Genomic DNA, 20,994 nt, shown 5'->3' on the forward strand with positions numbered 1-20,994 from the left:
GCGACTTGGTTGATGCCCTGCAATTTATTTTTATTTAATATTACTATATCGATAACCCAAATCGAGAAAAAAGAGAACTTAGAACATTCTCGTATTATCTTACCTACTTCGCTACGCCGAGAGGCTATTTAATTAAAAGACACCTATATGAAAATGAGATTGCTTTATGCGGTCCCTGTCTTTTTATTACTATTTCTTGGTTCTTGTACCAGCGAATCTATTGACGAAACGCCTGTATTGGAAGCTGAAAATGTTTTAATTATAGAACAGGACCTTCTTGATATTGTTAACGACCATCGTTTAAGCCTAAATGCCAATACACTACAATTTAGCGATGTGGCTTATAAATATGCGAACCTACATACCGATTACATGATTTCAAAAGGTAGCATTAGCCACGATAACTTTAGTTCACGTGCTGCACAGATAGATTCTGAAATATCTGTAGAAATGGTAGCGGAGAATGTTGCCAAAGATTATGATACCGCCCTAGAAGCTTTTGAAGGTTGGTATAATAGCAGCAGTCATAAAAAAACTATGGAGGGCGATTTTAGCCATACAGCAATTAGTGTAAAAAAAGATGAATTGGGTAATTATTACTTTACTCAACTCTTCTATAAACAGTAATAATATTTTTTTCAACTCCTTATTCAGGAATATCCAACGCTCGATCATGACTGCTTCGGGATGACATGTTCGGTTTTGTAGATAAAGTGGGAAAAATCATATTAAACGCACTTTTTTACGATATAATTATATATGTATTTTACCGATGAGCACTTCTATTTCAATTAGATGCAGCTCATCGAATATTTTACCCTATCTATAGATGTTCTTCTTTTTAAGCTTACTCACTAAACTACTTTTGGCACTCAATAAGACAACAACTATTCCCCCTATGAAAATTAAATTTCCTTTCTTAATAGTATTAGTCATCACATTATCATCTTGTTCAAATTATGAGAATTTCGCAGGTTACGAAAGCACTTCTGAAGATTCCCTAGAGCAATATACTTTAGCCACTTCAAATAGTCACAGTACCTTAGAAGCCGAGCTTTTTCAGATGATAAATTCCTATAGAGCCAGTATTGGTTTAAATGCAATGGAATTTGAAAGTGCTACGTACTATTACGCAACGCTTCATACCGATTATATGATATCTCTAGGAAAAACAAGCCATGACAACTTTACCCAAAGAGCTGAGAATATCGCAAAAAGAACCGGGGCAGTATTTGTTGCAGAAAATGTAGCACGTAACTACGATACTATTAATGAAGCTTTTGAAGCTTGGTTAGATAGCCCAGGGCATAGGGTAAATATTGAAGGAGACTATAATTACTCTGCCATAAGTATCAATGAAAACAATAATGGCGACCTCTATTTTACACAACTATTTTTTAGATAAAAAACGCAGAATCTATTTTTAAGATGCCTTTGTAATACAAAGGCTTTTTTTATGCTTAACTTTTGGGTGAAAAATAATCGTTTATTTAACTTTCAATTAATTTCACTGAAATGAGTATACAAGCACCATTTAATCTCAACAAATGGATAGAGGAAAACAGAGCTTCACTAAAGCCACCTGTCGGTAATAAAAACTTATATAAAGACGCTGGCGATTATATTGTTATGATCGTTGCCGGACCAAACGCACGAAAAGATTATCATTATAATGAGACCGAAGAGTTGTTTTATCAACTAGAAGGCCAAATTGAGGTTCATATTCAAGAAGACGGTAAAAAAAGAACTATGCAGTTAGGACCTGGAGACATGTACCTACACCCTGCCAAAGTACCACACTCACCGGTGCGGAAAGAAGGATCTATTGGTTTAGTCATTGAAAGAAAAAGAGCCAGTATGAACGTTGATGATGGTTTGCTATGGTTCTGCGATAATTGTAACCATAAACTCTATGAAGCTTATTTTACCCTTCATGATATCGAAAAGGATTTTCTATCACACTTCAAACATTTTTATAGTTCAAAAGAGTTAAGAACTTGTGACAATTGCGGTACGGTAATGCCTGTTGATGAACGTTTTATAGCTAAATAAGAATGATAATAGCAGCAAAAACAATAACCGCACTTGTAGCTCTAATACATGTATATATTCTATGGATAGAAATGTTTGCATGGACTACTACTGGAAGAAAAGTCTTTAGAAATTTTCCAAAAGATTTATTTATCCCCACTAAACAAATGGCAGCAAACCAAGGTCTATACAATGGTTTTCTTGCTGCAGGTTTAATTTGGTCATTACTAATTCCTGATGTTGACTGGTCACGTAATGTTGCCCTTTTCTTTTTAGGCTGTGTTACCGTTGCGGGTATTTATGGCGCTATTTCGGTCAGTAAAAAGATATTTATAGTTCAAAGTATACCTGCACTTATAGGAATACTTTTATGGTCGATTCTTTAAATTTTCTTAGTTGTAATTAGTTCTTTCTAGAGATAAAATTCTTTGTATTTTTGTAATATATCTAACATTAATTGCATAAAAAGTTATAAAATGTCAAAAATAGCAGCAGATTTCGGAATACAGGATGCCCTAAAAGCTCTTGGGATCAAAGAGATAAATGAAGGTACTTCCACCGGATCAAATCATTTTTCATCAGGAGAAATTATTTCATCATTTTCTCCAGTAGACGGTTCTTTAATTGCAAAGGTTAAAACCACTTCAAAAGAAGATTATGAAAAAGTGATGTCAACTGCTACCACGGCATTCAAGGATTGGAGAACAAAACCCGCACCTCAACGTGGAGAAATCGTTAGACAGTTTGGCGATAAGCTTAGAGAACTTAAAGAACCACTAGGCAAACTGGTTTCTTATGAAATGGGAAAAAGCTACCAAGAAGGTTTAGGTGAAGTTCAAGAAATGATAGACATCTGCGATTTTGCAGTTGGACTTTCGCGCCAATTGCACGGTTTAACCATGCATTCAGAAAGACCGGGACATAGAATGTACGAGCAATACCACTCACTCGGTGTTGTAGGTATTATTTCAGCTTTTAACTTTCCAGTTGCGGTATGGGCATGGAATACCGCCCTAGCATGGATATGTGGTGATGTTTGCGTTTGGAAACCATCAGAAAAAACTCCTTTATGCGGGGTAGCTTGTCAAAACATCGCTGCTGAAGTTTTTAAGGCGAATAATCTTCCTGAAGGAATTTCTTGCTTAATAAATGGTGACTACAAAATAGGGGAACTAATGACCCACGATAATAGAATACCATTGGTATCTGCTACGGGATCTATAAGAATGGGAAAAATAGTTGCACAGGCAGTTGCTGCTAGATTAGGAAAATCTTTATTGGAATTGGGTGGTAACAATGCAATTATAGTTACCCCGGATGCTGATTTAAAAATGACCGTGATCGGTGCTGTTTTCGGTGCTGTTGGTACGGCTGGGCAACGTTGCACTTCAACTCGAAGACTGATCATACATGAATCTATGTATGACAAGGTCAAAGATGCCGTTGTAGACGCATACCAACAATTACGAATTGGCAACCCATTAGATGAGAACAATCACGTTGGTCCGTTAATTGATACCGATGCTGTTGCTCATTATAAAAATGCCTTGGAAAAAGTAGTAAAAGAAGGTGGCAAACTAATTGTTGAAGGTGGTGTTCTAGAGGGTGAAGGCTATGAAAGTGGCTGTTATGTAAAACCCGCTATTGCAGAAGCAGAAAATGATTTTGAAATTGTTCAGCATGAAACTTTTGCTCCTGTTCTTTATTTATTAAAATATTCCGGAGATGTTGAAAATGCCATTGCTATTCAAAACGGGGTAGTACAAGGGCTGTCATCGGCAATTATGACCAATAACTTAAGAGAGGCAGAACGTTTTCTATCTGCTTGGGGTAGTGATTGTGGTATCGCCAACGTTAACATTGGTACTTCGGGTGCAGAAATTGGTGGTGCTTTTGGTGGAGAAAAAGAAACCGGTGGCGGTAGAGAGAGTGGGTCTGATGCTTGGAAAGTATATATGAGAAGACAGACCAATACAATTAATTTTACCACTGAACTACCATTGGCACAGGGTATTAAATTTGACCTCTAATCAATTTATAATTTCTTTTGCATGTTTATTGGTTAAGCGGCTTTTCCGTTAGATGACTCATGAGACCAGCTTCCATGTAGCAATGTCTGAGCACCAAGAACAATAAACATGCAAAGAAAATTAAAGCACTTTTTTATTTTTTTCTTCATTTTCAATACAAATTCAGCTGTATCAAGCTAGCAATTTGTGTGTTTAAATTGCATAAAATCTGTACAAATACATGTGAAAATTGTATGGATGGAAACTTTCATTTTAAATTAAATACATAAAAAAATCCTGTCGACTTATGAAGACAGGATTTTTTAACCAACTAACTCAAAACTTTAAATTGTATGATCAATGCCCAAACTTTGTGGGGAGATAAATACCATTTAAAATACTTACGTAAAATTGCAACTAATAGTTGTTCGATCCTCAACTTTTTTTACAATCTCCACAATTGATCGTATACTTGGTATAATATAATACATAGCTGTTATTAGGATAATGATTGATTGTAAGGCAATTAGACCTCAATGATTTAACATTTTTAAGATTTTTTTAATAAATTGTGGGCTAAACACTAAACATTATTTACAATGACAAAAACCACAACGTATTTATTAGGTATGTTGATTACCATTGTAGTAGGTACTTATTTCTTTATAACCTGTTGCAGCGAATGCGGTGCATCGGCAATTCATGAAGAACCGACTACAGAAAAAGTAATCGTAGAAGAACCCTCGGCAACATCTTATCCTTTTGCTATTGATGCAAACGGATTTGCCTATAATACCAATGACAATTATAATTTCAACATTTCATCCAATGCTATTCTAATGCCTTTAAGTGCTGATCTCACTAAAGGTATTAATGGGCTACAAAGTCATTTAGAAACAAATGAAAACAATGTTGTTAATGTAACGGGTTATTACACCAGTGAAGAAGAGAACACTACAGCCTTCCCTAATTTAGGTCTTGCTAGAGCAAACTCAATTAAAAATGATTTAGCTTCTAAAGGAATTTCTACCGCCCAGATCAATACCATGGGCAAATTAATGGACGAAATGGTACCTAAGGATAGCACCTATTGGGGCGCTGCATCATTTGGTATCGAAGAACGATCAGCAAGCGAAAAAGATGATTTAAACGCTTTATACGAGAAAATTAAAGCCGACCCTTTAATTTTATACTTCAATACAGCTGAAGCCTCTATATATTTAGATGCGACTCAAAGACAAAAAGTTGCCGATATCTCTAAATATATCGATAAGGTTGCAGATGCTACAGTCAGCGTTGTTGGTCATACCGATGCTACCGGACAAGCAAGTACCAATATGGCACTTGGGCAAGACAGAGCAGAATTTGCCAAAAACTACCTAATGCAAAACGGTATTACCGAAAGCAAAATCATTGCTACCTCTAAAGGACAAACCCAACCAATTGCTTCAAACGCCACAGAAGAAGGTAGAGAAAAAAACAGAAGAACAGTAATTACCTTAAAATAAACATACACTAATCCTATAAATAAGTAAAATCATGAATTTTGAAAATATGAGTATTTGGTGCTGGCTAATTCCAGCTTTAGTTGGTATCATATGTGGAATACTTGGTTACTTGCTTGGCAAAAGTTCTGCCAAAGTAATTGACAATTCTGCTGAAATCAATAGTCTTAAAGCTAGTAATACTAAGCTAAAGACCGACTTGGCAGAATTAAACAATCTTAAAGCGAGCAATACAAAATTAAAAGCCGATTTAGATGCCTGTAACCAAAAAGTAATTGCTGCCAGCAAAGCTGTTCCTCCTGCATCAAGTACCAATGTTGGCACTTCTGCTACTGCCGCATCATTTGCCGCAGGTGCCGCTACAAGTAGTGCCTTAGCTTTTGATGGTGCTGCCGCAAAAGCCGCTTTTGGAAAAACCGTTAAGCAAGACGACTTAAAACTTGTTGAAGGTATTGGACCAAAAATTGAAGGTATGTTTAAAGACCACGGTATAAAAACATGGAAAGCCCTTTCTGAAGCTAGCCTTGAAGATTGTCAGAAAATATTGGATACCGGTGGTACCCGATATAAAATTCATGACCCTGCATCTTGGCCAATGCAAGCCAAAATGTGTTATGAAGGTAAATGGACAGAACTCATGAAATGGCAAGATGAACACAAACACGGGAAACTATAACGTTACAAACCGTTGAATAAAAAAATCCCGATCGTTACCGATCGGGATTTTTTTATTTTATAATGCTCCGTTTGCTTCAACCCACTTAAAGTGATACTGATCTTCGGGAAATTTCATTCTTTCAGATATACGCTCTAATCTTGCCGGTAATTTAATCAAATAATCACGTGCTTTTTCTGCCTCCTCGTTTAAAGAGCGCACGGTATCTAACTGCCAATAAGCATTTAACTTTCTAAGAATATCAACATAATCTTGTGCTGTATACACTCCTAAACGTTGTGCACAATTAGAAAAGTTTTCAAATGCCGATCCAATTGTTCCGCCAGATTCACGTAAGAAATGAGCAGGCATCACAATCTTTTTCTTCATCATATCTGCAAAGGCGATCATCATACCAGATGGGTCTTCGCCAAAAATAGTTTTAACGAATTCTCTATACGCCAAATGGTGTCTCATTTCATCTCCTGCGATTATGGTACACATTTTACCTAATAAAGCATTACCTTTTTTCTTTGCCATTTGTCCAACACGTTTATGCGAAATATTGGTAGCTAATTCTTGAAATGAAGTATATACAAAGTTCTTATATGGATCACGGTCTGTACCGATATCAAATCCATCAGATATTAAATGTTGGGTGGTTAACTCTATTTCTCTCATATTTACCCTTCCAGATAAATAAAGATACTTGTTCAACACATCTCCGTGTCTATTCTCTTCTGCTGTCCAAGCTCTTACCCATTTTGCCCAACCATTTGTTTTATGGTCACCGTGCTGGTCTATACCTACAACATCCATCAACCAAGACTCATAAGTAGGCAATGCCTCTTCTGTAATAGTATCTGCAACCATGGTTACCCAAAAATCATATCCAAGCTCTTTAGATTCTTCACGAATATCTTTTACCTCCTGCAAAAACGTATCCTTTTCAGAATTTGGTAAAAAATCGGTAGGTTGCCATATATCCTCTGGTTTAATAAGGAAAGAATCCATAAATCCTTCTACCTGAGGCTCTAAAGCCTGCATCACTTCTAATCTTATATTTTTAGTAGACATAGTATATTTTTTATCAAAGATCGTCATTTAAACAATCCATTTTTAGTAAAGTTAACGGTTTTCTTAGTTTCTGCCCTTTTCATTAGGATAAAACGTATAAACAGGTTCGCTCTGCCAATATTCTTTAGATTCTACATTAAAAATGGTCAAAGGACCTTTAAATGCCGCACCGGTATCTATATTCCAAACATTGGCTGCCTTCTGTGGTGTGGTTTTACCTATTCTTGTTACCGGTGTATGACCAATATAGATTTCAGAATAATTCTTTAAACGTTTTGGGTAATGTATGTGCTCTTCTTCTAAATCTTTGTTCAATGAAAGAGCTAATTCCCAAAGGGTACGGTCCCAATAAAAGGTTTTTTGAAAATATTCATGTTCAATTCCCTTTAAGTTAGTAAATCCTGCATGCAAATACAACCGGTTTTCCGAATCTAAATGGTAATTCACTAGGCTTTCATAAAACCCAATATGAATTTCCTTCGTTTTTTCAGATACTTTCGCATAAGAATTTGAAGTAGCCTCGCCACCATGCATAAACCAAGTTGGGTTATCGGCGTTTCCCGTTAACCATTCATAACAAAGTTCATCATGGTTTCCCCTAAGGTATATACAATTGTATTTTTTCTTTAATTCTAAGAGGTAATCAATAGTTTCTACCGCTTCGCTCCATCCATCAATATAATCCCCCAAAAAAATTAAAGTATCATGCTCTGTTATAGCCGCTTTGTCAAGCACTTGTTTTAATGCCTGTAAGCCCGAATGAATGTCACCTACAACCAGTGTTCTATTTTTATTCATTTAGCAAAAATCGCAATTATGGTTATTATGACAAGTATAAAAAGTACTAAAAAAAAGATTTTCCAAAAGGAATATGGTCTATTTCCGCTCAGCTCTCCAGTTTGTCCATTAATGTAAAAATTATATTCTTTACCCTCATATCTATAAGAACTTATATAAATAGGAAGCAAAATATGTTTGAATTTCTCATCTGATAATTTAATATCGGCATTTGCAATACGTTGCGTATCGCCGCCAATATCTCTTCTGATCCAATTATAGGCTATATTCTTCGCTTCTTGAAAAGATTTGTGATGCCCTTCTTTTAACGAAATGGTATATTTTTCAGTTACAAAACCCGATAGGTATTTAGAGTTAAACACCACCAAATCTTTAAGGTTCCAAAAGGCAACCTTTGATGGTATTTCTTTTCTCTTTTTCTCTGATGCACTAATTAAGATATCGTCTACGAAGCCATCTACCTTACCAGAAGCATAAGTCCATCTGGTTTTACGAACCCTTCTAGTTCTTTTGCCTTTATCGCTATTATAGGTTTGATTTTCATAATAATAATCTCCTCTTTGCCCTTGATAGGAGGCAAAAAGATTAGCGTCAAAAGTCCAATATGGTATATAGAGACCATGCAAACCTTCTGGATCTAGCGCAGCTTTTTTTAAATTATTAGGTGCAAACCATATTTTACCAACCCAAGATTTGAATATAGACCGAGCCTTTTTAGCATCTAACTGAAATGGCACTAACGCTCCAGGCAGGATCCAACCTTCTTTTTCAATATCTTCTCGAATTAAAGGTTCGCTACAATAAACACAGTTCAGAGATTTATAGTTTTCTTCTACGTGCTGGTTAGCGCCACAATTTTTACAATGCAGCAATTCAATGGTATCGGTATAAGCATTTTCGCCTACAATCTTTAAATAGTGTTCTAGCTCAAGCTCTTCAAAACTACTTTTAGATTGCTCTATAAATTCTTCATAACCACAATATTCACATGTAAGTTGGTGAGAACCTGGCTTAAATTTAAGTTCTGCCCCACAATTGGCGCATGCTTTTTTATATTCCGATTGTTGAATATCGTTCATAGAAAGTATCCCTTATCTAAAAAGGTTGAATTGTAATGTAGTTGATAAGTTCTATTATGCTGTTGGTAAAGGTGGTGGCGTATTACCGCCCAAGAATGACTTTAACTCCTCAATTTCTTTAAGTGCCGACCAACTTTCCATTCCCTGTTTCCATATAAGGGAATCTCTATTAATGGTTCTACTTGCAAAAAGTTCTTTTAACTTTTCAAAGCTTACAGGACCCAATTGTTGACCGTTTACTACATAAAAATAACTTACCTGTACAGGTATTGGCGGTGGTGCCTGTGGTTGTTGTGCCACCTGGCCGCCAAGTGGTTGTGCAGCAGGTTGCCCCATTAGACCGCCCATTTGTTGTGCCAGTACAAAGCCCATGCCCATGCCCATACCTGCACCTGCTGTGCCGCCTTCATTCTTAGCCGCCAACTCCATTGCCTTGGCAGCTTTGAACTGTGCCAATTTGCCCATGTCCAATTTATCTAAACGGCTATACTCAAAAATTTCTTTTTTAAGCTCTTCGGGCATAGATACGTTTTCAATATAGAACCTCTCTAATTCAATACCTACTCTATTGAATTCTGGTTGCATAACCTCTTGGCACGTTTCCGAAAGTTCGCTTGTATTGGCCGCATACAGCTCAATTGGTAAATTGGCTTCACCAACGGTATCGGTAAAACGTGTTACTATTAAACTTTTTAAATGTTCGTTTACTTCATAATTGGTAAAATTACCATCGGTACCTACCACATCCACTACAAACCTACCTGGGTCGTTGATCCTAAAACTATAAGTTCCAAAAGCTCGTATTTCTACCAAACCAAACCTGTCATCGCTAAGCATGAACGGATTTTTAGTTCCCCATTTTTCATCTGTAAACAAGCGGGTATTAACAAAATACACCTCAGCTTTGAACGGACTATCGAATCCATATTTCCACCCTTTTAATGTGGTAAGAATGGGTAAATTTTGAGTATTTAAAGTGTATGTGCCAGGGGTAAAGACATCTGCCAATTGCCCTTCGTTGATAAAAACCGCTGTTTGCCCTTCCCTTACAATTAACTTGGCGTTGTTCTTAATTTCGTTCTGGTAGCGCTCAAACCTATGTACAATGGTATCGTTGCTAGAGTCTATCCACTCTACAATGTCAATAAATTCGTGACTTAGTTTTTTCTTAATTTCATCAAATATGCTCATGGTCAGTATGTGTTTTATAAAGTGTAATTCAAGATATGCAATTCAGTAACAGACCCAAAATACGTTGGGTATTAAATCATAAAAATAATCTTCACACTACCGTAATTTAATATTTATTTAAGATTATTTAGGATGTAGCGGTCTTTTCTAATTAACTTAGACCTCCTAATTTTCTATTTGAATTATGAAAAAGGTATTTTGTATCGGAGAATTGCTGATTGATTTTGTTGCTGAAAACCAAGGTAAAGATCTATCAAAAGCAAAAGAGTTTTCTAAAAAGGCAGGTGGAGCACCGGCAAATGTTGCATGTGCAATAAGTAAGCTTGGTGGAGACAGTTTTTTTGTTGGTGCTGTTGGTGATGATCCTTTTGGTACTTTTCTTCTTCGTATTCTTGAAAACGAAAAAGTAGATATTTCTTTAGCACAAAAATGTGATACGTTTACCACTTTGGCATTTGTTTCTATTGATGAAGATGGTGAGCGCGATTTTGTATTTAGCCGTGGTGCAGACAAAGAACTTACATACGACTCATCGCTAAAGTCTAAATTCGAAAATAGCATTTTGCACTTTGGTGCAGCAACTGCACTATTAGGTGGTACTTTAGAAGAAACCTACAGTAGGTATTTGTTCGACGGACTTACAAAGAATGCCTTTATTAGTTTCGACCCTAATTACCGAGTGGATCTTTGGAAAAACAAAGAGGACGTTTTTATACGCAAATGCCATTCTTTCATTGAAAAATCTCATTTATGCAAATTTAGTCTAGAGGAAGCTCAACTTCTTTCTGGCAAGGAAAATCTTGAAGATGCCTGCAAATTTTTCCATGAAATGGGAACGCAAATTATTGTAGTCACCCTAGGTAGTGAAGGTACATTACTTAGCACATCTAATTTCTATAAAACAATACCAAGTATTAAGGTGACGCCTAAGGACACTACTGGTGCTGGCGATGCTTTTATTGGTTGCCTTTTGCAACAGCTTGCCGAAAATTCTAAAATCGAAGATGTTCTAGAGAATGAATATCTACTTTCTAACATGGTGGCCAGAGCTAACAAAGCCGGCGCCATTACTACAGAGAATTTTGGAGCCATAGAATCATTACCTACAGTACAACAATTAGATTCTTAGTATGAACCAAGCGGAATTATTAAGAATATTGGCTTCTAGGGACCAAAAGAAAAAAAGTACGCAATCTTTATTTGAACAAAGGTTGGCTACCAACCTATCCCTTATTAATACCCAGTTTTTTTCGTTATACCAAGAAAAAGAACATAAGACCTACTTTCTTACTCTTTTAGAAACCTTGGAAACGCTTTTTAAAACCCGACCAAAAGAACTTCAAAACCAAGATATAGACCGTTTTAATGCAGGAAACTGGTACCAAAGCGAGCAAATGGTAGGCATGCAGATGTACGTTGATAGATTTAATAAAGACATTAACGGACTTAAAGAAAAACTGCCTTATTTTGAAGACCTTGGTATTAACTTTCTTCACCTAATGCCCATTACCACAAGACCAGCAGGTGAAAATGATGGCGGGTATGCGGTAAACAGCTATCATGAAATCGATAGTAAATACGGTACTAAGACAGATTTTTTAGATTTTACCAAAAAAGCACGTAAAAACGATATGTTTATAATGCTTGATTTTGTTGTAAACCACACTTCAGATGAATTTGAGTGGGCACAAAAAGCAAAAGAAGGCAATCTACATTATCAAAATTATTACTACACCTATTCTGACCGCCACATCCCCGATGAGTTCGAAAAGACATTGCCGGAAATATTTCCGCAATCGGCACCCGGCAACTTTACTTACAATAACGAAATGGAGAAATGGGTAATGACCTGTTTTAATACATATCAGTGGGATTTAAATTATAGAAACCCGGAAGTATTCATTGAAATGCTAAGTAATTTAGTTGGTCTTGCAAATTTAGGGGTAGACGTTATCCGTTTTGACGCGCTGGCTTTTCTTTGGAAAAAACTTGGAACACTTTCACAAAACCTACCGGAAGCGCATACCTTAATCTCACTTTTTAGATTGTGCCTTCAAGTAGTAGCTCCTGGTGTTATTCTTTTAGCGGAAGCAATTGTAGCCCCAAGAAACATTATTAAATATTTTGGGGAAGGCACTTTAACGGGCAATGAATGCGAAGTTGCCTACAACGCTTCTTTAATGGCACTTTTGTGGAATTCAATAGCCACTAAAAAAGCATCTTTACTGGTAAAAAGTGTTTCAGAAATACCAACAAAACCTCAAGATGCCACATGGGTCAACTACATACGATGTCATGACGACATTGGCCTTGGCTACGATGACGATTTTGTTAAAGCAATGGGTTATGATCCCACAGCACATAAACAGTTCATTTTAAACTATTACTGCGGAAAATTAGAATGGTCACCAGCGAAAGGGCTAATGTTCATGTACAACCCAAAAAATGGTGATGGCAGAATTACCGGAAGTGCAGCGTCACTATTAGGTTTAGAAACTGCTCTTGAACAAAAGAATGATAAAATTGTTGACTATGCCATCACTAAAATTTTAATGATGCACGGTATTATTTTAACGTATGGCGGCATACCCATGATCTATGCCGGTGATGAAATTGCCACCTTAAACGATTATTCTTACGAACAGAACGAAGATCATATAAATGATAACCGCTGGGTTAACAGACCAATGCAGAATTGGAATCTTGTTTCAAAAATAAAAACAGAAAAAAACAGCCCTTCTACAATTGTATACAACGGATTAAAAAAAATGATTCGCTTACGAAAAGAGCATAGCGTGTTCGCAGATACCAACAACATTAAAATACACGGTTGCCCCAACGAACATATATTCGTTTTTCAAAGATCACATGAAGACGAAAGTGTTTGGGTGCTTTCTAATTTCAATGAAGTTACCGAGACTATCAATATAGGATGGTTACTTTCTATAGGTATTTTAACTGGTAAAAACTCTATTGATTTACTTACAGGGAAATCTATTGAATTTATACAAAACGAATTGGCATTGAAGCCTTACGAGCAACTTTGGATTAAGAATATTTAACCTTCCTTAATACACGAAGCGCTTCTTTCAGCGAGGCATTCACCTTTGGGTATTTCGGTTTCAATATTTGTCTGGCTTTTTCCATACGCTCCTTTGCCTCTTCAAATCCGTTTAAAAAGCATATTAAATAAGAATCTGCCAAGTACCTTAATTGCTTCACTTCGGCAATCGTCAACTCTATATTCTTCTTTGCCTTGGCTACCAAAGCATTGTTGTTTTCATATATCTTCTTCAATTCATTTTTATCATGAACCGGGGGTTCGAACAGTAAATCGCTCTTAATTTGATAGGTGCCATTTTCACTAAAATTAATTACCACTTTTTCCAATGGATAATATCTTTGTTTAGCACCTAAACCTAGTTGAACAAATTCTATGGTCGAAAAGGAATCGTTATCATAGGTTATGGTGACCTCATCTAAATTTGAATAAAACAATTTTACTTGCTCATTGATCAACTCAATATCTACCCGATAATAATACGTAACACCATTGACCACCTTTTTGTTCCCTGCCCAACAAACTACAAATTGCTCTTTAAAAACTTTATAATCACTATCCAGATCCTTATGACGGTGATTTAAAAAATCGATTACACCATCTAAAGTAAGTTCAATATTATTAGTGGCATGTTGTTCAATGGTTGCCACTGCCTCAGAGTTAGTGTCCTTTAATTCTATATCGAACACTTTTGGCAAGCTAATACTGCCTTCCCTAAAAAATACCGACCCACCATAATATTTCCAGATGTTTTTTCTGAGAGAGCATATTTTTCCAATTGATTTTATGGTAACCAATCCTACCACTTTTCCTTCTGGCAGATGTGGGAAAGGAATATTTTCATAAGAAATCAACGGTGGGTTATCTAAATAGGCATTCACTAAATTTTGAATCTTACTGTCATCAAAAAAGTCCACACCAACTATTCGATTATCCTCATCTTCTACACCAACAACAATAAATGAATTGTTAGACGGGTTACTGTTGGCCAAAGCACATACATGCTTTAGAAACTTCCCTTTTCCTTCTTTTTCTCCAATTGCAATAAATCGCTTTTTATCGTAAAAACTGTTCTCATCATTATGTGCGAGCAGGTTTTTTACCAAAAGCCGTTTATTGATCATGTTGAGCTATTTTTCTATATGAGAGGCTTATGATTTATCTACGATTGTTGAAGAGGCCTGTGCTGTGGGCATAACTACTAAATCGGCAATATTTACGTGGTATGGCCTTGTCACTACAAAGTGAATAATATCTGCTATATCCTCTGGTTTCAAGGGCTGAAAACCTTTATAAACATTATCTGCCCTTTCTTCATCTCCCTTAAAACGTACATTACTGAATTCGGTTTCCACCAAACCAGGATTTACCGCACCAACACGAACACCTGTACCGTTCAGATCAATACGCATACCTTGGTTGATAGCATCTACCGCATGCTTACTGGCGCAGTACACATTTCCCTTGGGGTATACTTCTTTACCTGCAGTTGAACCAATATTGATGATGTGACCAGATTTACGAGCCACCATCTGCGGAATCAATGCTTTTGAAACATAAAGCAATCCCTTTACATTGATATCTAGCATGGCGTCCCAATCGTCTACGCTACCATCTTGTATGGTATCTAAACCATGGGCATTACCCGCATTATTCACCAAAATATCTATTTGAGAGAAATCTTTTGGCAATGTATCTATTGCCACTGTAACGGCTTCTTTATTCCTTATATCAAAATTTAAGGTATGCACGTCTACTTCCTTTCCTAATTCTTCCTTCAAGGCATCTAACCTATCTTGTCTTCTACCGCACAATACCAACCTAATTCCTTTTAGAGCAAAATGTATGGCGGTAGATTTACCTATTCCACTTGTAGCGCCTGTAATAAATGCTGTTTTTTTCATGTTCAATTCTAATTATGCAACCTCATGACCCTCATTGGCCTCAAGTAAAATAAACCAATCTTGTAAATCCATAGCTATAGCAACGGCATCCATAGCCAATTTTAAACGTTGGGGAGTAGCAGTACCTACGACAGGATGAATTTTAGACGGGTGCTTTAAAATCCACGCCAACAGTAATTGATCCTCTGTTGCATCGTATTTCTTAGTTAGCTTGGCCAATACTTCCTTAACTCTAAAATTTGCCTTGGATTCTTCCCTAAAATAGCTGCCTAATGGACTCCAACTCATAGCAAGCCTATCATTTGCAATGCAATCGTCTAAAGAACCATCGTTCATTACACCGTTAGAAGTAAGTGAAAATTCTACTTGATTAGCTTCTACCTTATTATTTCTTTCAATTAATTGTATTTGTGATGGTGAGAAATTAGACACCCCAAATTGCTTGATCTTTCCTTCATTTTTAAGTTGGTCGATAGCTTCAGCTATTTCTGAAGGATCCATTAATGGGCTAGGTCTATGTAACAGCAGCAAATCTAAATAATCGGTTTGCAGCATTTTTAGAGACCGTTCTACCGATTTAATAATATAATCTCTATTGTAATCATAATGCTTAACCCTATTGCTACGTTCTTTTACGTTGAACTGAATTCCGCATTTGCTGATCAATTGAATATTATCTCGATCTATACCACTTTTAGCAAATGCTTTACCAAAATCCTCTTCGTTCGTATAATCGCCGTATATATCTGCATGGTCAAAAGTAGTTATGTTATTTTCTACGCAATGGCTCATTAACTCTATCATTTCAGCAGTGGAAAGTTGTTTTCCCCATTTGCCCCAGGTCATAGTTCCTGCAATTATTCTTGAATATTTCAATATATTGTATTTTGTTTAATGAAATTAAAAAGAAATACCTTAAAACGTTCATAAAAATAAGGGCTTTTCCAATTTTTTAACCTATCATTAACAGCGACTGACTGAATAAATTTTCAATTTGCATAACTGTTAAAATTAGAAGCCTTAACAATCAATAATATAATACTTTAAATGGAAGAAAATACCTCAATTGACATTAGTGCGGTAAATGAGAAAATTGCTCAAGAAAGCGCTTTTATCGATTTATTGATGCTTGAAATGAATAAAGTGATCGTTGGCCAGAAATACATGGTAGAACGATTGCTAATCGGACTTTTAGGACAAGGCCATATATTATTGGAAGGTGTACCGGGGTTGGCAAAAACCTTGGCGATCAATACGCTTTCAAAAGCTGTTAAAGGTAGTTTTAGCAGAATTCAATTTACACCAGATCTTTTACCTGCAGATGTTGTAGGTACATTGATCTACAACATGAAACTGAACGATTTTTCTATTAAGAAGGGTCCTATTTTTGCAAATTTTGTGCTTGCCGATGAAATTAACCGTGCACCGGCGAAAGTACAATCAGCTCTTTTAGAGGCTATGCAAGAGAAACAGGTAACCATTGGTGATGAAACCTTTGTTCTTGACAAACCATTTTTGGTAATGGCAACGCAAAACCCTGTAGAGCAAGAAGGTACTTATCCACTACCAGAGGCACAAGTGGATAGATTTATGTTGAAAACGGTTATCGACTATCCAAAAATCAATGAGGAACAGTTGATCATGCGCCAAAATTTAAAGGGTAGTTATGAAACGGTAAACCCAGTTGTATCCATAGAGCAAATACTCAGCGCGCAGAAAGCTGTTCGTGAAGTATATATGGACGAAAAAATAGAGAAATATATTCTTGATCTTGTTTTCGCAACCAGATATCCAGAAAAATACAACCTAGAAAGCTTAAAACCTTTGATCAGTTTTGGAGCATCTCCAAGGGGTAGTATTAATTTAGGGACAGCGGCAAAATGTTATGCCTTCATTAAAAGAAGAGGATATGTTGTACCAGAAGATGTACGTGCCGTTGTACACGATGTACTAAGACATAGAATTGGTATAACGTATGAGGCGGAAGCCGAAAACATAACTTCTGTTGATATCATCAACAAAATTGTAAACGAGATAGAGGTTCCTTAAATACAGTACACCATATTCAGCATTTAAATTCTTTATACCGATTTTAATTTTATGCTGAAGTAATTTTACTAAAACGGATACTGTAAACTGTTTACTAAAGAATGGACACCAAAGAGCTACTCAAAAAAGTACGTAAAATTGAAATAAAGACGAGACGTCTTTCCGACCATATATTTGGTGGGGAATACCACTCTACCTTTAAGGGTCGTGGTATGACATTTAGTGAAGTACGACAGTATCAATTTGGAGATGATGTTAGAAATATTGACTGGAACGTTACCGCCCGTTACAACGAACCTTATATAAAGGTCTTTGAAGAAGAGCGAGAATTGACCATGATGTTAATGGTAGATATTAGTGGCTCTGAATTATTTGGAACCACTAATCAATTTAAAAATGAAATAGTTACAGAAATATCTGCCACTTTAGCTTTTAGCGCATTACAAAATAATGATAAAGTAGGTATTATATTGTTCTCTGATCAAATAGAACTTTTTATCCCACCAAAAAAAGGAAAAACACATGTTCTTCGAATTATAAGGGAACTATTGGAGTTTAAACCAAAAAGCAATAAAACTGACATAGCCCAAGCTTTAAAATTCTTGAGCAGTGTCATGAAAAAGAAAGCCATTGTTTTTTTGCTTTCTGATTTTATTGATGAAGGATATGAAAAAACCCTTAAGATTACCGGTAGCAAGCACGACGTAACAGGCATTCGTATTTATGACGAGCGCGAAGAGTCTATACCAAACTTGGGAATGGTGCAAGTAGAAGATGCAGAAACAGGCAAACTGCAGTTGGTAAATACCAAATCTAAAAAAGTACGTAACGCATATGCACAATTTCACCAAGAGCGTGTTACCTACTTTAAAGAGTCTTTTACAAAATCGGGATGCGGTGTATTAGACTGTAGGGTCGATGAAAGCTATGTGAAAAAATTATTAGGCTATTTTAAAAGAAGAGGTTGATACGAATGAGTTATATTAAAAAAGCAATTACAACAGGTTTACCGTACGTAGTACGAGTTTTGCCTGTATTCGTATTTTTACTATGCTCCATTACATTGAGCGCTCAAGAAAATCCGAAGATAACTACAGAGGTAGATACTACTTTTATAAAAATTGGAGAGCAGGTTCAATGGAAGGTTACCGTAGATATCGACTCTACCGATTTTGTTATTTTTCCTGAGGGGCAAACGTTCTCTCCTTTAGAAACCGTTGAAGCGTTTGCAACGGACACCACGAGAAATAAAGATAGGCTAACGCTACAAAAAATATATGCACTTACCCAGTTTGATTCGGGTGCGTACAAATTACCTTCTCAACGTATTGATATCAATGGCACCGGTTATATGACCGATTCTTCTATGATCAATGTAGCTACTGTTCCTGTAGATACTTTGAATCAGAAAATGTACGATATAAAGCCACTTATCAATGTTGAAAAAAGCAATTACACATTCTGGAAATACTTGATTATCGGTTTGCTTATTCTATTGATTTTAGGCGGATTATTATACTGGTTCGTGTTTCGTAAAAAACCACTTACTGAAGAAGAAAAAGTAGCCTTACTTCCTCCATATGATAGAGCTTTACTAGAACTTAAACAGTTAGAAAACTCTAAGTACTTGATACAAGACGAGTACAAACAATATTATTCTGAGTTGACCACTATTGTTCGCTCCTATCTAGAAGAAGATGCCCATATAACAGCTTTGGAAAGCACCACGGGTCAACTCATTGAGAAATTAGAACTGCTAAAAGATGCGGGTGAGTTAAAGTTAGACGACGATACTATTAAGCAGTTTCAACAAATATTACAAACGGCAGATTTAGTAAAATTCGCCAAGAACAAGCCCTCTACTTCAGTTGCCGAGCAAGACAGAAAACTGGTTGAGCAAATAGTTGAAAAAACACATGAAGCCATACCAGAACCTACAGAAGAAGAGTTACTGGAACAAGCCGAGTATCAAGAAGAATTGGAGCGTAGGGCAAAAAAGAAAAAGATAAGAATTGCAGTAATATCCGCTGTCGCCGTAGTTTTGGTTGGTATTACCATTGCTGGAATAAAATTAGGTTTCGGTTACTTAAAAGATACCGTTTTAGGTCATCCTACCAAAGAACTATTAGAAGGTGAATGGGTGCGCAGCAGCTATGGTTTTCCTCCTATACAATTAGAGACCCCTCAAGTTCTGGTGCGTCAAAAGATAAAATTACCGGCCGAAGCCAAGGCCGCCATTGCAGATATACAAGCTTTTGAGTACAGGAGCCCTATTTCATTATTTAATATAGGCACTACTAGTATTACTCTAGCACAACAAGATGTGGAACCGGAATTTGACAAGACAATTGAACAAATTCTTTCAAATTTTGAAGGTCAAGGCGCAAAGAACATCATTACTAAACAAGAGGAGTTTAGTACCATTAGTGGTGTTAAAGGAGTAAAGGTTTTTGGCAGTGGCCAGTTTCCATTACCAGGATCGGAAGAATTAATTGATGGCGAATATGCCGTGTTACTTTTTGGAGGCAAAGGCTTTCAACAATATGTTATTCTAACTTGGTTAGAAGATGATACATACGCACAAGAAATAGTAGACCGTATTTTAGCATCGGTAGAAGTAAAAACAGAAGCATAAATGTTCGAAAATATATCATTTGCAAATCCTGATCTCTTTTGGCTGTTCCTATTACTGCCATTGGCAATTGTGTGGTATATCTTTAAACAAAAAGAACAAACTGCATCTTTGCGAATTTCTACCGCCAAAGGATTTAGCTACAATAGTATTTTACCAAAATTAAAACCAATACTGTTCGTATTACGTCTTTTAGCATTAAGTGCCATTATTGTGGCAATAGCAAGACCACAAACCGAAGATATATCTACCCGAACCAAAACGACCAAGGGTATTGATATTGTTATGGCAATAGATGTATCTTCAAGTATGTTGGCACGTGATCTAAAACCAAATAGATTATCGGCTTTGAAGAAAGTCGCTGCAGATTTTATCAAAGAAAGACCAAATGACCGTATAGGCCTTGTCGTATATGCCGGTGAAGGATATACAAAAACGCCTATAACCACAGATAAGTCTATTGTGCTAAACGCATTATCTGAAATTACATACGGACAACTAGATGATGGTACTGCCATTGGTATGGGGCTGGCAACATCGGTAAACCGCCTAAAAGAGAGTACGGCAAAAAGTAAAATTATCATATTATTGACAGATGGTGTAAACAATTCCGGCTTTATTGAACCGCAAACCGCGGCGGACTTGGCTATTGAATTCGACATAAAAACTTATACCATAGCTATAGGAACTAACGGTAATGCTTTAACTCCAATACAATACAATCCAGATGGCTCTTTTAGGTATGGCATGCGACAAGTAGAAATCGATGAAAATCTACTAAAAGATATTGCCGGTGCTACAGGCGGTAGATACTTTAGGGCAACGGACAACGAATCTTTAGAGGAAATCTACGATGAGATTAACAAACTGGAAAAAACCGAAGTAGAAGAATTCAAATACTATCGCTACGAGGAAAAATTTAGATTTTGGGCGCTGTTGGCACTAGGATTGCTTTTGTTAGAATGGATATTAAGAAATACACTATTTAGAAGCTTTGTATAAT

20 protein-coding genes are annotated in these 20,994 nt (G+C 36.4%); 13 read left to right on the forward strand and 7 right to left on the reverse strand.

Annotation, left to right across the window (positions count from 1 at the left end):
• Positions 1–147: 147 nt before the first annotated feature.
• The 7 genes from DCS95_RS13830 to DCS95_RS13860 all read left to right on the forward strand — a co-directional run bounded on the left by DCS95_RS13830 (position 148) and on the right by DCS95_RS13860 (position 6,221).
• The gene (locus DCS95_RS13830) at positions 148–627 is read left to right on the forward strand and encodes a CAP domain-containing protein (RefSeq protein WP_116771374.1); all 480 of its coding nucleotides are present in this window, start codon (positions 148–150) and stop codon (positions 625–627) included.
• 271 nt (positions 628–898) lie between these two features.
• The gene (locus tag DCS95_RS13835; protein WP_164674198.1) at positions 899–1,405 is read left to right on the forward strand and encodes a CAP domain-containing protein; all 507 of its coding nucleotides are present in this window, start codon (positions 899–901) and stop codon (positions 1,403–1,405) included.
• A 110-nt stretch (positions 1,406–1,515) separates the two neighbouring features.
• Positions 1,516–2,052, forward strand: coding sequence for a 3-hydroxyanthranilate 3,4-dioxygenase (locus DCS95_RS13840; RefSeq protein WP_116771376.1), 537 nt, complete (start codon positions 1,516–1,518; stop codon positions 2,050–2,052).
• 2 nt (positions 2,053–2,054) lie between these two features.
• A complete protein-coding gene (locus tag DCS95_RS13845; RefSeq protein WP_116771377.1) occupies positions 2,055–2,417 on the forward strand; it encodes a DUF1304 domain-containing protein in 363 nt (120 codons plus the stop codon).
• Positions 2,418–2,507: 90 nt separating this feature from the next.
• Positions 2,508–4,061 (forward strand): L-piperidine-6-carboxylate dehydrogenase, encoded by a 1,554-nt coding sequence (amaB, locus tag DCS95_RS13850; protein WP_116771378.1) that lies wholly within the window; start codon positions 2,508–2,510, stop codon positions 4,059–4,061.
• 578 nt (positions 4,062–4,639) lie between these two features.
• A complete protein-coding gene (locus DCS95_RS13855; protein ID WP_116771379.1) occupies positions 4,640–5,548 on the forward strand; it encodes an OmpA family protein in 909 nt (302 codons plus the stop codon).
• A 31-nt stretch (positions 5,549–5,579) separates the two neighbouring features.
• Positions 5,580–6,221: a hypothetical protein gene (locus DCS95_RS13860; RefSeq protein ID WP_116771380.1), complete on the forward strand. Its 642-nt coding sequence runs from the start codon at positions 5,580–5,582 to the stop codon at positions 6,219–6,221.
• A gap of 57 nt (positions 6,222–6,278) precedes the next feature.
• Here DCS95_RS13860 and DCS95_RS13865 read toward each other — a convergent pair whose 3' ends face one another.
• The 4 genes from DCS95_RS13865 to DCS95_RS13880 all read right to left on the reverse strand — a co-directional run bounded on the left by DCS95_RS13865 (position 6,279) and on the right by DCS95_RS13880 (position 10,345).
• Positions 6,279–7,277 carry an acyl-ACP desaturase gene (locus DCS95_RS13865; protein ID WP_116771722.1) on the reverse strand — a complete coding sequence of 333 codons (999 nt, stop codon included), beginning with the start codon at positions 7,275–7,277 and terminating at the stop codon, positions 6,279–6,281.
• Positions 7,278–7,340: 63 nt separating this feature from the next.
• A complete protein-coding gene (locus DCS95_RS13870) occupies positions 7,341–8,075 on the reverse strand; it encodes a metallophosphoesterase family protein (RefSeq protein ID WP_116771381.1) in 735 nt (244 codons plus the stop codon).
• Positions 8,072–9,154 carry a TFIIB-type zinc ribbon-containing protein gene (locus DCS95_RS13875; protein WP_116771382.1) on the reverse strand — a complete coding sequence of 361 codons (1,083 nt, stop codon included), beginning with the start codon at positions 9,152–9,154 and terminating at the stop codon, positions 8,072–8,074. Before DCS95_RS13875 ends, DCS95_RS13870 begins: the two co-directional genes overlap by 4 nt.
• A gap of 54 nt (positions 9,155–9,208) precedes the next feature.
• Positions 9,209–10,345 (reverse strand): SPFH domain-containing protein, encoded by a 1,137-nt coding sequence (locus DCS95_RS13880; RefSeq protein ID WP_116771383.1) that lies wholly within the window; start codon positions 10,343–10,345, stop codon positions 9,209–9,211.
• A gap of 184 nt (positions 10,346–10,529) precedes the next feature.
• Here DCS95_RS13880 and DCS95_RS13885 point away from each other — a divergent pair, with 184 nt between their 5' ends.
• Complete coding sequence (locus DCS95_RS13885; protein WP_116771384.1) at positions 10,530–11,474, forward strand: carbohydrate kinase family protein; 945 nt, start codon at positions 10,530–10,532, stop codon at positions 11,472–11,474.
• Position 11,475: 1 nt separating this feature from the next.
• On the forward strand, positions 11,476–13,407 hold the full coding sequence (locus DCS95_RS13890; protein WP_116771385.1) for an alpha-amylase family protein: 1,932 nt from the start codon (positions 11,476–11,478) through the stop codon (positions 13,405–13,407).
• Here DCS95_RS13890 and DCS95_RS13895 read toward each other — a convergent pair.
• Genes DCS95_RS13895 through DCS95_RS13905 form a run of 3 tightly spaced genes read right to left on the reverse strand, consistent with a single transcriptional unit; the run spans position 13,394 to position 16,186 of the window.
• Positions 13,394–14,530: an ATP-binding protein gene (locus tag DCS95_RS13895; RefSeq protein WP_116771386.1), complete on the reverse strand. Its 1,137-nt coding sequence runs from the start codon at positions 14,528–14,530 to the stop codon at positions 13,394–13,396. The two genes, DCS95_RS13890 and DCS95_RS13895, sit on opposite strands and share 14 nt — an antisense overlap.
• Before the next feature lie 27 nt (positions 14,531–14,557).
• Entirely contained in the window at positions 14,558–15,310 is a 753-nt protein-coding gene (locus DCS95_RS13900; RefSeq protein ID WP_116771387.1) for an SDR family NAD(P)-dependent oxidoreductase, read from the reverse strand.
• Between the two features lie 12 nt (positions 15,311–15,322).
• Entirely contained in the window at positions 15,323–16,186 is an 864-nt protein-coding gene (locus tag DCS95_RS13905) for an aldo/keto reductase (RefSeq protein ID WP_116771388.1), read from the reverse strand.
• A 171-nt stretch (positions 16,187–16,357) separates the two neighbouring features.
• Here DCS95_RS13905 and DCS95_RS13910 point away from each other — a divergent pair, with 171 nt between their 5' ends.
• The 4 genes from DCS95_RS13910 to DCS95_RS13925 all read left to right on the forward strand — a co-directional run bounded on the left by DCS95_RS13910 (position 16,358) and on the right by DCS95_RS13925 (position 20,993).
• Positions 16,358–17,359 (forward strand): AAA family ATPase, encoded by a 1,002-nt coding sequence (locus DCS95_RS13910; protein ID WP_116771389.1) that lies wholly within the window; start codon positions 16,358–16,360, stop codon positions 17,357–17,359.
• A gap of 101 nt (positions 17,360–17,460) precedes the next feature.
• Positions 17,461–18,327 carry a DUF58 domain-containing protein gene (locus tag DCS95_RS13915; protein WP_116771390.1) on the forward strand — a complete coding sequence of 289 codons (867 nt, stop codon included), beginning with the start codon at positions 17,461–17,463 and terminating at the stop codon, positions 18,325–18,327.
• Positions 18,328–18,332: 5 nt separating this feature from the next.
• Positions 18,333–19,994 carry a hypothetical protein gene (locus DCS95_RS13920; RefSeq protein WP_244178459.1) on the forward strand — a complete coding sequence of 554 codons (1,662 nt, stop codon included), beginning with the start codon at positions 18,333–18,335 and terminating at the stop codon, positions 19,992–19,994.
• The gene (locus DCS95_RS13925; protein WP_116771391.1) at positions 19,995–20,993 is read left to right on the forward strand and encodes a vWA domain-containing protein; all 999 of its coding nucleotides are present in this window, start codon (positions 19,995–19,997) and stop codon (positions 20,991–20,993) included.
• The last annotated feature ends 1 nt before the right edge of the window (position 20,994 follow it).

This window comes from Maribacter litoralis (assembly GCF_003075045.1).
Taxonomy (GTDB): Bacteria; Bacteroidota; Bacteroidia; order Flavobacteriales; family Flavobacteriaceae; genus Maribacter; species Maribacter litoralis.